We start from the raw sequence: 12,670 nt of genomic DNA, 5'->3' as shown, positions 1-12,670 counted from the left end.
TTTAGTCTGGATTAGGAAGCCTTTCGGAAGTGATGTGCCGGATAACCCCTGTCCCCACCAGTTTGTTACCTTCGAGTATGGTAAAGGCATCACCTGATTTAAGGTTTTGACGGATGTTAGTAGCAGGCAAAAGTTTCACATTGGCAATAGTAGTCATGCCGGGCAGGACTGTATCCAGATCCGGAAAAGATATTTCTCCTGTAAAATGCTGTTTAGAACTGAAAGAAAATGATGGCCGGTAATGACTGAAAACAGGCTTTTTTCTACCACCATTCTCGGTTGGCAACATGGCAAGCAGTGCTGTAAAATTATATTCGATCTGAGTCATAATAGCTCCTATTTTAGAGAATAGAGTACGATGTCGGTGACTGGCAGAAGTATGCGCAAAAGTTATCGCAAAATAACCTCCGCCGTTCAAGTCCGAAAACTCATGTTAACTGTGTTGAAAATGGTTTTCCCCGAAATGCCGGTCAAGTTCTGCCGGGTCCTTTCGCGAGAGGGCAAAAGCCAGTGCTTTTTTCACAAAATCGTTTAGCGTAATGTTGTGCATGGCTGCAAAAAGTGCAGACTGTTTGTGTAGTTCGGTAGATAACCTTACGTTAAAGGTCCCCTTGTAGGTCTTATCCGGTAACTTACCAATCTCCTGGCAGGTCTGCAGATAATCGTCCACAGCTTCTTCGAAAGCAGTTTTTAGCGCCTTCACCGTATCACCTTCAAAAGTAACCAGATCGTTTATAGCTAGTATCTTTCCAAAGAAAACTTCATCATCACTACTATAATGCACAGCGCCATAATAGTTTTTATAATTCAGCATATCATTCATCATTCAAGTGGCCCAATGCCTTTAATTGTTCAATTACCTGCCGGATCACATATCCTTTAACAATATTTGAGGGATGCGGTTTATGAAGGGAAACGATGTGCTTTGCTGCATCGCTGAATTTCCTTCTCGATCCGCCTGTCTTTCCGGCCTTAAGTGGCGTAAATCCAAAATATTTAAGAACTTTCATTAGTTCTTCCCACGTAAAGTCCTTTGGCTCGGATAAAAACCTTTCTTCCAATTTTTCAAACTGACCCATAATAGTTTTTCTTGAATCATATTAACCATAATTAATTCCTCCTTACTATTTGTTACTGGTCTGCTTTACTTCAAGCAAATATAGATAGTAACATTTAAATTTGCAACTATTTTTCAGTTGCACATATTTGTAATATAAGAATCGCACAAACAAGCAAATTTTCTACCCCTCACCTCTTACCTGGTTTATATTACTAAACCCTCCCAGCCCCAAATACTTCAGTAAGAGCTCAGGATCCCTGGCATGAATATCATGATCAAACAGGGCGTTGATATCACTCAAATCGAGCAGGTGGGCACAACCCGCTTCGGTAAATAATCGCCCCAGGTCGCTGTCGGGTTGTATGCTCAAACTTTTGAAACCCGAAAGGGTGTCGATCCCTATATACTGCTTATCCAGTTTCTGTAAACTCGTTAGCTCTGCCAGTTTCCTGCCTTCGGGTGTACCATCATTTGTGATGAATAAAAACGTAACGATAAGCAGTTGACTTGCTTCAATTTCTACAACCAGGTAGCCTAATTTTTTGTCCTTAATGTAAAACGGTAACAAGTTCCTATTCTGCAATTTAAACTGCGGATCGATTATAGAAAAAGCATGATACAAGAAATATCCTAATAATCCTGCGTGTAGCGAAAGCCGTTCCTTCAACCTGCTGATGGCATGCGGTTGTACATATACCGGTATCTCATCAATAGATTCCGTTCGGAAACCTAATCTGGCAGGACAAACATTTAAAAGTGTCACCTTTCCGCAAACGTCGCTCCAACTTAAATGAATCACCTTCCTATGCTCTCCGTGAAATTTTATCCATTGTGTGATGGGTTTCGATCCCGATATCCTAATTTTATTATCGCAATCTTCAGGCCCCATGATCATGGTGGATGACATGTCAAAAACAAAATTTATTTTCCCGAGCTCACTATTGATCAGGCAAATTCTATTAATAAAATCAACTAGTTTATACTCAGCATCCCTCAGTGTAGGGAACTGGGGATTAAAGGCTTCAAGGATATGCGCAAACCTTGAACGGTCACCGAGGCCTGATGCTTCCATTGCGTAAGCATACAAAGGTATCCCATCCCTGAAATACTCCAGCAATGATATCGTAACGCCAGAACCCAATGTTACCGAAGATTCTCTCAGCAGCCTCTTAAAATACTCCTGTAATAGAAACTCATGTGTAGAGGGTATTAAACCCTTTTCAAAAACCAGTTTAAAAAGGGGTAAACGCCTTCCAAACAAGTAAAGCAAATACTTTTCGGGGATAGTGTGATAAAGATCCTCCACAGCAAACACGCTACACGCATTCCTGAACCGGGCTTTATAAATTTTAAACTGTTCTTTTTTACTATCGAGGGATGATTTATGGGGATATTTCTTTTTCCGCATAAAATCAATTTGTCCTTTAAGATAAAAAAAATAATTCTGAAAGAAAAAATTTATTGAACTCTCTTAAACGCTATCTTTTTAACTTTCGGTGAATGAAAATAGAAACCCTCAACCTGATTCTGGTTATTGAGAATAAATTCTACTAACACATTGCTATCTGCAATTTTGAATGCCACCCCTGAAGCTGGAACAAGTTTAAAGGTATCATCGTTTTTTCTGATCATTAAAAGCTTGTTGTCTTCTATTTTAACCATCAAATCTGATGAAATTTCATCTGAATGATAATGCCCTGCCAAGGCAACAAAATTGCTAAGATCAGGGATTCGATTAACATTTTCATGTTCTGTTCTATCACTCAAACTTTCAGTTGTTATTGATTTATCTATTGGAGAAACAGCTTCCGGAATCAGAAAATTTCTCAGTTCGGCCAAAGCTCCCCCTCCTCCATTAAATTCCGATCTATTAGACAACCAGGCAATTGATATCTTTTCATTGGGATAAAATTCGAGTAAGGACCGATAGGCGGCGGTTGCACCGTCATGACTGATCCGCATGCGGCCATTAAAAGTGCCTACCCTAAGGCCTGCTGCATAGTCGTAGGCTTTGCCAGAAGTAAGCGGAGGAATATGAAACAGCTTCCAAAGAAGCGACGGTTGGCCGAATCTTCCCTCCATCAGGTAATTATTCCAATTGGTCAAATCCGCTGCTGTGGTTAAAAGTCCCCCATTACCGTATACGTTTTCCTTTGGCATGTCAATAAAATATTGTCCATCTCTTTTGCCATAGGCAGTAGCGGAAATGAGCTGTGATTTTAAATAATCGGTTCTCCATGAGGTATGAGGCATATTAGCGGGCTTAAACAAATAACGATCAGTGAAAGCCGCCAAAGTGGTTTTAGTTACACGTTCAACAATTATGGCTAAAAGAATGTAATTCGAATTACTATACAGAAAGTTCTCGCCCGGAGAATGATTGAGTGTTTTCTGCCGGCATAATAGTTTCAAAATTTTCTCATTATCGTACACTACAGATCCGCGTGGTGCGTCAGAAAAAGAAAGCAAAGACCAACAATCTTTTATTCCACTGGTATGGTGAATAAGATTCTCAATGGTAATGATAGCCTCATATTCAGGCAGCTCCGGGATGTAACGTCGTACATCGTCATTTACTGACAGCTTGCCTTGTTGTTCTAAAAGAAGAATAGCTGCAGCAGTGAATTGCTTGGATACAGATCCCGCTTCAATTAAAGTATTTCTGGTGATTTTATTTTTATTGCTAATGGATGCGAGGCCCCACTGGTTTGAATATATGATTTTATTATTTCTGGATACACATAATTCGCCTCCCGGTGATTCAGGGCTATATTGTTCGAATATTTTATTAACGATAGCAGTGGTATCTTTTAATGTCTGGGCGGTCGAGGTAAAATAAGCTAAACATATAATACCAATACAAATGAGCTTGCGCATATAGCTGATATAGTTCTATTTAAATGTGAAGATACAAAATTTGAATACGCTAACAATCAGTCGCTCTTTAATCCCCATCTCCGGTCGATACATATCTTTTGATACGCTCCCGCCTGCTGCTGTTCGTATATAAATTACAGGCGTTGGTCTAGCGGTTACTCATACTGGTATAATACAGCGGTTTTGCTTGCAACGTTTGCCGTGTAGTGGCGTCTTAATAACAAAACAACAGCAAAAATTTAAAATATAAAAGATATGAAAACCTTCGCAAAATCATTATTCGCAGCAGCATTAACAGCAGTAGTAATCACTTCATCATCAATGGCCACTTTCGCCGCCGAGCCTGTTAAAACAGAAACTAAAACTCCGTCATCCTCCACCTTCAACAGGATCTGGGTAAGTGGGAATGTAAAGATCGTTCTAACGCAAGGCGATAAACAAAATGTAACCGGCGCAGCCAATTACGATGCTACCAAAACCACCGTATCTACTAATGGAAAAACCTTATTCATTAATTCACTAGAAACCAGCCAGGTCACTTTGAACATCACTGTAAAAGATCTGGAAAGAATTGAGGCTTATGGCCAGTCGGTTGTGGTAACCAGCAATAACTTCGATGTAAAATACCTTCAGTTATTCTTAAGCCAAAGCGCTACAGCAAGGATAAAAACTACAGCCCAAAGTTTGTATACCGTTGTTAAAGAAGATGGGGTATTGAAATTAAACGGTACAGCCGATCAAAGCACCATGATTGCCAGCAACCTGAAAAACGTAAAATTAGCCGACTTCGCCAGTCTTAAATCAGAATCATTTGCTTCTGAAGCTATTATGGAAGCAGAACAAAATGCAATGGTTCTGGCCAAATAGAAACGTATTTACCAGATCAATCGAAGCTGCTCCTATAAAGGGACAGCTTTTTTTATGATCCAACTTTTTTAATTACGCCGCAAAGCCGGCAGTGATTTAGAAGTTAATAAAAGATATCAAACCGTCCTTCGGTTATCTTGATGACGCCACATTTATCTGTAGGAATATCACACCAAAAAGTACCAGAGATGATTCGACTCGATTTATTAATTTTGGTGAAAACAACTTCCCCTTTATTCGATTTTGCCATTCCAAACCTTGTACTTGTATTGAAACAATCACGATAACTTGTAAGCCTTGCATAGGTATGATCAAGGTCCAGCTTATGAGTTGTGGAAACAGAAGGGCCGGAAATAATTAATGTAAGGTCTTCATAAATCAAGCCTGATGCTGAATCATTTATTCCATTGATGGAAAGCTCACTATCTGCAACAACTGCTTTAATGGAGTTAGGACTTTTTTTTGAGATCCAATTTTCACCATTGATTTTACACGCAAATATCATCGCTCCAATTTGAGTTGCTTTTGGAAGCCCATTTGCATCAAATTCCTGTTCTCGTTTTTTCTTACAACTAAAACTAACTGATAAGAAAAGGATTATGGTTGCAAAGCATTTTAGAGTAATCCTGTTTTTTGGTTGAGAAGCGTATAGAAACATGTTATTTGTTTTGGATGTGAGGAATATTAAAAAAGTCTTTTGGCTATAATCCTTTATTGCCTTCTCCATAAGTAATCTGAATGGTCCCGGTATCGATATTGATTGTCCCACTAATTTTATATGGCTTCAATTCAGGTTGATGGGCAATTGAAGTTAACGGCCAAAGCATAGCGGTAAAAGCGATGAGGGCAGCGAGCTTGATCAATCTTTGCATTTTCTTATTTTTCATCAGTTCGCCAATTTAATTAAAATATGTTATTGCTCCCGGCAAAATTCCTACCTCAGGTATATAAAGATCTTTAAACATCCTCACTTCTGAAACCGTTGGTCTATAAATTACAGGCGTTGGTCTAGCGGTTCCTCATACTGGTATAATACAGCGGTTTTGCCTGCAACGTTTGCCGGGTAGTGGCGTCTTAATAACAACACAACAGCAAAATTTAAAATATAAAAGATATGAAAACCTTAGCAAAATCATTATTTGCAGCAGCATTAACAGCAGTAGTAATCACTTCATCAGCAATGGCCACTTTCGCCGCCGAATCTGTTAAAACAGAAACTAAAACTCCGTCATCGTCAACCTTCAACAGAATCTGGGTAAGTGGAAATGTAAAAATCGTTTTAACGCAAGGCGATAAACAAGATGTAACCGGCGCAGCCAATTACGATGCTACCAAAACCACCGTATCTACTGATGGAAAAACCTTATTCATTAATTCACTAGAAACCAGCCAGGTGACGTTGAACATTACTGTAAAAGATCTGGAAAGAATTGAGGCTTATGGCCAGTCGGTTGTGGTAACCAGCAATAACTTCGATGTAAAATACCTTCAGTTATTCTTAAGCCAAAGCGCTACCGCAAAGATTAAAACTACAGCCGGAAGTTTGTATACCGTTGTTAAAGAAGATGCAGTGCTGAAATTAAATGGTACAGCTGATCAAAGCACCATGATTGCCAGCAACCTGAAAAATGTAAAACTAGCTGACTTCGCCAGCCTTAAATCAGAATCATTTGCTTCTGAAGCTATTATGGAAGCACAACAAAATGCAATGGTTCTGGCCAAATAGAAACGTATTCACCAGATCAATCGAAGCTGCTCCTAATAAGGGGCAGCTTCGATTGATCCAACCTTTTTAATTACGCTGCAAAGCCTGCAGAAATATTGAAGTCTGAGGGTAATCGTTAATCAACCTTCTTGAAACTATTTTCTTTGAAAGTTAGACCTGACCCCATAAACCTTAATCAAATCAATGCCAAACTCACGGAATGATTTCCGGGCACCCGGGGTCATAGTTTCTAATACATTTTTATCTTTTATATCTAAAACACGTACAATGGAATGACTAGAATCATAGATAAATGAATATTGCTCAGCATAGGTATCTGATAAATCTCCATCGATATACATATCAACCCTGAATTTCACCCAAAACAATGATGCATTCTGCCTTATATCCCTGGCCGTATAAGTCATTGCACATCCACCACCACAACTCACCACAAAAGACCTGTTTCTAAGCCGCCTCAGATCTATAACTCTCTCCTGTTTGGTACCTTTCAATTCGGTGCTGAACAGATCTATGGTTTGGAAAGGGTGCTTTGCAGAAAGCCCGGAATCCAGGAAAACCAAAAACAGAAAAAGAAAACAGTGTGATATGGTTTTATGGTAATGCATGTCGTAAAAATTGCTTTTCCGCAGTTTATAAGAAAATTTTAGCCCCTAAGAAAGTCACAGACCAACACAATCGACATCAGGTTACTGTAAAACTCCGATCAGCCGATTTTAGCGGTTCTTTAAAAATTCCAGCACCTCATCAACAGGCGTAAGCGGATTGTCTGCAACCTCCAGTTGTGGCAGAACCGGAGATCCATCTTTAGCATCGCCGTTAGCCCTGATAAATTGCTTGGTAGAGGTTGAAAAAGAAAACCCAGTATGGGGAAGGGTTAAAAAGACCAGTTCGCCATAATCATTTGCCGGCTCACCCGAAGACTGGCCCACCAGTGTAGCCAGCTTATAATCCTGAATCGCATTGGCAAGCATGTTTGCGCTGGAAAAGGTGCGCGGACCGATAAGGACAAAAACCTTTCCCTGATAACGCAGCGGGTTTGGCCCAGGCGCTTTTTCTTTAATATCAGTGTCGGAAAGGATAGTTCCGTTCACCGCATTAAAATAATAGGGCATGTTTTCAGCACCCTTACCACTCTGATTTTTATCGAGCTGTGATTTGTATTCTTCGCTCACTTTCCATTTTACCCCACCGCTCATCCGAAAAGATTTGTCGGTTATGTAACTCAAAAGCAGCTCTCCAAGCTGCGAATTGCCCCCTCCGTTTTTGCGCAGATCAATAATCAGTTTTTCACGGTGGTTCAGCTTTAAGTTGTTGAAACAGGAATCCAGTATTTTTTTGAAAGCGGGCAGTTCTCCTGTGAGTGAATTTATCCCAAGATAAGCAGTCCTGGCATCGGGATAGTTAAAGGAGAATGGTTCTCCGGCAGGATTTGGCAAAAAAGACTTTCCGCGTGTCTTCGCATTTTTCCGCAGCTCGTCCCAGTTAATCGCATTCAATATTGCCCTGCCGGTTTGCCCTTTCCTGATATAATCGATCGTGTAAGGTGCCTGAATATTGTAAAGGTAGAGGTAGGTAATCAGGTTACGGCAAACATCTACAGACCGGTAGACCTTTAACCCTCCTGCATATCCGCTGAGCAGGTCGACCAGTTCTGATGTCGGGATATTATTGATCGCGGTAATTTCATCACCCGGCTGAAGTGCTGCTTCCTCCGACACATCACCGCGGACCACAAAGTTTCGTCCATTATATTCCTGTACCATCACCGGAAACAATACCTTACCTCCCTGCTTCAACCGGGCCACAACACTATCGGGATAGTTGAAAACACTATGCCCCTCTCCGATTGCACCTACCATCCTGGCCAGTATCGGCCAGGCCTCGCGTCCAGTCATTCCCTCTTTCAGTGCTTTGCCGACGCTGTCCGACAAACGGCGGTAATCACTTTTACTGAGGCTATGATACATATTAGGATGTACCCTTTCTATGGATCTGATCATGTAGCTTAAATCCTGGGTAAGTTCCTTTTTGGAAAAGCGTTTTTCTGTGGCCGTGCTGTCAGCGTTTGCAAATAGCCTGGTTGTTAGCAGCAACAGTATCAGTGTGTATGTCGCTTTGATCAGCAGGATTGAATAGGTGGAATATGATCTGTCCATCTTAAAATGAATGATAGTAAATTTTTGTTCTGATCAATCTCCTGGATGCATGTAAAGCATAGCGGAGATAGATTTAAAGCAAATATATCATAACTCACCAAAATGTGATATAATATTTATTACATTTGAACTTAAAGATTTCAACACAATACTTAGAATTTTCATAGTGACCATCCAAACCATGCAAAAATGCTACTACCTTCCAAATTGGAGAGCCGCATGTGCAGGAGCCGTTGTTATTCTTGTTGGATTAGGGCTATCTGCCATCGGTTTTATCGGAAACAGAAACAGGTCTGCAATGGATACACTATTGTACGGACTTCTGGATTTCCATTCCGTCTCCGCTTTTATTGTCAGTTTAATCTTACTCGCCTGTAAAATAGGATTTGTTGGCACAGGGGTTTACTACATCTGGAATTCGCAAAAGATCATCAGGGCAAAAATTGACGAGAAGGGCTTGCACTATAAAGCTGGGCCAATAAGTAAGTATGGCGCGATATTTTTCCTGGATACCCTTGGACTAAACTTCATCCCGTTTAAAGAAATCACGGACATCAGACTAGTTGAAAATAAACTTCTGGGCGACGAGATTGTCATTATCACGAGATCTAAAAAAATTGATTTAACGACGCTGACAGTGTTAAGCCAAACTGAAAAAGAGGAGATCGTTAAGGTAATAGGGATCAAAATACTATCAATAAAATAATTTAAAGGAGATGACTGATCGGTCTGCTATAGCTCATAAGCCTAACTTAAAAAACAACCAAAATTTAAAAGATAAAAGGTTTACAGCAGCAGTATTTACGTCATTAGCAACGGTAACTCTCGCCGCTAAACCTCTTAAAACATCAACTAAACTCCGTCATCGCCAAGTCTTAAATCTGAATCATTTGCTTCTGAAGCTATTATGGAAGCACAACAAAATGCAATGGTTCTGGCCAAATAGATAAGTATTTACCTGATCAATCGAAGCTGCTCCTATAAAGGGCAGCTTTTGTTATGATCCAAGCTTTTAAATTATGCTCCAGAGCTTTCGATGATGAACCGACTTCCAAACATTTCCTAATTTATAATAAATTAGGAAATATTGATGGTATTTTGATTTACTTAACTCAGGTGTTTGTTTAATAATTGGTCAAAATTTTCTGACTTGCAGAAACCTTTCATTTTCCTGTTCAGTTCGATCACTTCCAGATACCCCATTTTTACCAACCCCTCCAAATCCGTCCTTGCCGTCTGATTGGAAATCAGTAACCTGTTCTCGAGTTCCTTGACCGTCAGCAGGGAATCAGGATCCTCGCTAATCCATTTGAGTATAGTCGCCTGCCTTTCATTAATTCCCCGGATTTTCTGAAAATCAGACATCTGCCTTTTTTCATCCATCTTTCGCTGAATATAGTCCTTGAGTTCCTTAAAGGACATTTGCATCACGTTGAGTTTATAGGCAATGAAATAGGTTAAATCATTATCGTCTGTTTCAGTGTATAAAAACGCTTTCGCATACTTCACCTTGCTTTTGTAGATGAGTCTGGAAATAGATAGGTATACCGTTAGCCAGTAACCCTTTTTTAGCAAATACCAATAGAACAGCGCCCTCGCTGTCCGGCCATTTCCATCAACGAATGGATGGATGTAGCCTATCATAAAGTGGATGATGCAGCCCTTGATGATGGGATGGATGAACTGCTCATCGTGTTTATCATTACAGAAATCGATCAGTTCTGCCATCAGGATTTTTAAAAGGCTATGATCGGGAGGAAAATGAACTACTTCTCCGTCAGTTGAGTCTACAATCCTGATGTCATTATTGTCCCTGAACCGGCCTTCATCCTGCTCCTCATCCATAGTATCCTTAACGATGAGTCTATGGATCTCAAAAAGTTTGTCGAGGGTGAGTTGATCATCCTTTTCTTTAACGATATGATTGATGGTAATGTAATTGTTCAGAATCATCTGTTCAGAGGTATTCCTGGGCTTGGCGCTTTTCCTGAGCATTTCCTTTGCCTTTTTCCTGGTCGTGACCGCGCCCTCGATCTGACTGGAGGCAATTGCTTCTTCCATAATAGAACTGACCAGATAACGCTTCTTGTCTGCTTCGGGGATGATCCTGTTCGCACCAAGGTTACCACCAATGTGCAGGTCAAATTCATGTAGCTGCTTTTGGATGGTATTGGTTAGGTTGAAAAGGAACTTGTGGCTGCCAAAAGCAAGTTTTTTAGCGTTGATGACCCTGGACGCTTTAACCCTTGCCCATAATTGATCAGGCCTGATACCCGCGTCGTAGTGTTTCACTTTATCCCAGTACAGGTAGCCGTCATTGATCTTGTCAATCATGGCCGTCACTTCATCAGACTTGCTCAGTTTCAATGATTCGGTGTATAAGGGTTCTTTATACCATAAGGGAGCACTCTCCAGTTTTTTCATAAAATATCCTAATTTATGGTGGATTTGGAAATCATACAAGTATAACACTATCTCCAAATATTTCCTAATTTATCACAAATTAGGAAATAATCCCTCCATCCGAACGCATTTTTTCTGCTGCTATACTTTTATTTTTTGATCAGGTTAATGGCCCTGTTCCATTTGGGATAAATTTCGATTGGTTCCGGATAGCCCTTGAATCTGTATTCCCAGGGAATAAGTACCTCCATATTGTTGGCTGATTTAAGTTCCGGGATCCAGTGGCGTATAAAATCCTGCGCTTTATACTTATTGGACTGGTTAACCGGGTTCGTATACCAGATTTCAAAGGCCTGCATGTGCCAGTTCATCCAGTTCGAACTCACGTCGTAGTCGATAAGCTTCGATTCGAAATAAGCTGCGCCCCAGGTCCAGTCGATTTTAAGATCATGGACGAAGTAACTCGCGCAGTTGACCCTGCCCCTGTTGCTCATGAAACCGGTCTGGTTCAACTGGCGCATGTGGGCATCAATGAAAGGGATCCCGGTCTTGCCTCCGCACCATTTCCGGAATTTCGCGGGATCGCTCTCCCACTGGTAATGCCTGTTTTTGTAGCCTTTGGTCTTAAAGATCTGATCCCCAAAGCGCATGGACTTGAAGGTGAAGTAGTCCCGCCAAACGAGTTCAAAGATCAGCCACCAGGTACTCTGGTTTTTTTTGATCTCCTGCTCATAGGCCTGCACCTTTTCAAAGATTTCCCTTGGTGATATACAGCCCAGGGCCAGGTATGGCGAAAACTTGGAACTGTAATCCATGCCTTCGGACTGGTTGCGGCTCCAGCGGTAACGGGTGAGCTCTTCGGATTTGAAGGTATAGTATTCAAGCCGTTCGAGCGCGGCATCTTCGCCGCCTTTAACAAAGGGCTTGGCGTTTTTGTATTCCTTCGGGGTAAAGCCGTAATCTTTGTAAGTCGGGAATTTAGTAGCCTTGACTTTTTTGACCGGGTTTAGCTTTTTGGGGATGTCCATTGTTTTCCTAGGCTCGGATTCCCTGCCTGCCGTAATGCGGTATGCTTTACTGGTCAGGGGAATCTTGTCAATGGTAAAGGGAATGTCGTCCTTATGGTAAAGCGTCTTTCCCCAAAAGAAATGGAACTCCGTTTCAGGGAGTTTCTGCTGTAATTCCCTGACTATGTTTAGTTCATAGCTGGCATATTCTTCCTCTGCATAGATATCAGTAATCTGAAATTTGTGGACCAGTTCGGGAATGGTAACCAGCGCGGATTGGGTACCGATAACCAACTGTCCGCCGATTGATTTCAGATTGGCCTTAAGGTTAGTCACGGATTGCTCCAAAAATCTGAACCGGTTGAGATCTGCTTTACGGAAACCCAGCTCATGGTTTTCGAAAATTGACTTTTCCAGGCAGTAACAGCAAAGCACTTCACTGCATTCCTGTTGCGCGGTAACCAGGGCCTCGTTGTCGTGCAGCCGCAGATCATTTTTAAACCAGATGAGTCCCCGTTTTTTTGCTTTCATATGTTTCCGCTATGGTGAAAAAGGCCTGATTCCCCATCAC

14 protein-coding genes are annotated in these 12,670 nt (G+C 41.1%); 3 read left to right on the top strand and 11 right to left on the bottom strand.

The features are described 5' to 3' along the window. Position 1: 1 nt before the first annotated feature. The 5 genes from R2Q80_RS21000 to R2Q80_RS20980 form a co-directional block, all read right to left on the bottom strand. A complete protein-coding gene (locus R2Q80_RS21000; protein WP_316801497.1) occupies positions 2 to 328 on the bottom strand; it encodes a hypothetical protein in 327 nt (108 codons plus the stop codon). 105 nt (positions 329 to 433) lie between these two features. Beyond that, entirely contained in the window at positions 434 to 814 is a 381-nt protein-coding gene (locus R2Q80_RS20995) for a type II toxin-antitoxin system HicB family antitoxin (protein ID WP_316801496.1), read from the bottom strand. Position 815: 1 nt separating this feature from the next. Beyond that, positions 816 to 1,079, bottom strand: coding sequence for a type II toxin-antitoxin system HicA family toxin (locus tag R2Q80_RS20990; RefSeq protein WP_316801495.1), 264 nt, complete (start codon positions 1,077 to 1,079; stop codon positions 816 to 818). A gap of 162 nt (positions 1,080 to 1,241) precedes the next feature. After that, positions 1,242 to 2,468, bottom strand: a complete 1,227-nt coding sequence (locus tag R2Q80_RS20985; protein WP_316801494.1) for a hypothetical protein — start codon at positions 2,466 to 2,468, stop codon at positions 1,242 to 1,244. Positions 2,469 to 2,518: 50 nt separating this feature from the next. Further along, entirely contained in the window at positions 2,519 to 3,937 is a 1,419-nt protein-coding gene (locus tag R2Q80_RS20980) for a serine hydrolase domain-containing protein (protein WP_316801493.1), read from the bottom strand. Positions 3,938 to 4,192: 255 nt separating this feature from the next. Here R2Q80_RS20980 and R2Q80_RS20975 point away from each other — a divergent pair, with 255 nt between their 5' ends. Further along, positions 4,193 to 4,804 carry a GIN domain-containing protein gene (locus tag R2Q80_RS20975; RefSeq protein ID WP_316801492.1) on the top strand — a complete coding sequence of 204 codons (612 nt, stop codon included), beginning with the start codon at positions 4,193 to 4,195 and terminating at the stop codon, positions 4,802 to 4,804. A 103-nt stretch (positions 4,805 to 4,907) separates the two neighbouring features. On the opposite strand, the gene R2Q80_RS20970 is transcribed toward R2Q80_RS20975, so the two are convergent. Both R2Q80_RS20970 and R2Q80_RS20965 read right to left on the bottom strand, forming a co-directional pair. Next, entirely contained in the window at positions 4,908 to 5,462 is a 555-nt protein-coding gene (locus R2Q80_RS20970; protein WP_316801491.1) for a hypothetical protein, read from the bottom strand. Between the two features lie 43 nt (positions 5,463 to 5,505). Then, positions 5,506 to 5,691, bottom strand: coding sequence for a hypothetical protein (locus R2Q80_RS20965; protein ID WP_316801490.1), 186 nt, complete (start codon positions 5,689 to 5,691; stop codon positions 5,506 to 5,508). A 227-nt stretch (positions 5,692 to 5,918) separates the two neighbouring features. On the opposite strand from R2Q80_RS20965, the gene R2Q80_RS20960 reads away from it, so the two are divergent. Next, positions 5,919 to 6,530, top strand: coding sequence for a GIN domain-containing protein (locus R2Q80_RS20960; RefSeq protein WP_316801489.1), 612 nt, complete (start codon positions 5,919 to 5,921; stop codon positions 6,528 to 6,530). A 134-nt stretch (positions 6,531 to 6,664) separates the two neighbouring features. Here the strand turns inward: R2Q80_RS20960 and R2Q80_RS20955 are convergent, their stop codons facing one another. After that, positions 6,665 to 7,138, bottom strand: a complete 474-nt coding sequence (locus R2Q80_RS20955; RefSeq protein ID WP_316801488.1) for a hypothetical protein — start codon at positions 7,136 to 7,138, stop codon at positions 6,665 to 6,667. A gap of 108 nt (positions 7,139 to 7,246) precedes the next feature. Beyond that, positions 7,247 to 8,689, bottom strand: coding sequence for a S41 family peptidase (locus R2Q80_RS20950; RefSeq protein WP_316801487.1), 1,443 nt, complete (start codon positions 8,687 to 8,689; stop codon positions 7,247 to 7,249). 181 nt (positions 8,690 to 8,870) lie between these two features. On the opposite strand from R2Q80_RS20950, the gene R2Q80_RS20945 reads away from it, so the two are divergent. After that, a complete protein-coding gene (locus tag R2Q80_RS20945) occupies positions 8,871 to 9,395 on the top strand; it encodes a hypothetical protein (protein WP_316801486.1) in 525 nt (174 codons plus the stop codon). Between the two features lie 401 nt (positions 9,396 to 9,796). On the opposite strand, the gene R2Q80_RS20940 is transcribed toward R2Q80_RS20945, so the two are convergent. Together R2Q80_RS20940 and R2Q80_RS20935 are read right to left on the bottom strand one after the other, a co-directional pair. Beyond that, positions 9,797 to 11,113, bottom strand: a complete 1,317-nt coding sequence (locus tag R2Q80_RS20940) for a Fic family protein (protein ID WP_316801485.1) — start codon at positions 11,111 to 11,113, stop codon at positions 9,797 to 9,799. 128 nt (positions 11,114 to 11,241) lie between these two features. Then, positions 11,242 to 12,630 (bottom strand): DASH family cryptochrome, encoded by a 1,389-nt coding sequence (locus R2Q80_RS20935; protein WP_316801484.1) that lies wholly within the window; start codon positions 12,628 to 12,630, stop codon positions 11,242 to 11,244. Positions 12,631 to 12,670: the final 40 nt, after the last annotated feature.

This window comes from Pedobacter frigidisoli, assembly GCF_032678525.1.
Classification (GTDB): Bacteria; Bacteroidota; Bacteroidia; order Sphingobacteriales; family Sphingobacteriaceae; genus Pedobacter; species Pedobacter frigidisoli_A.
This window is presented reverse-complemented; position numbering and strand designations above follow the sequence as displayed.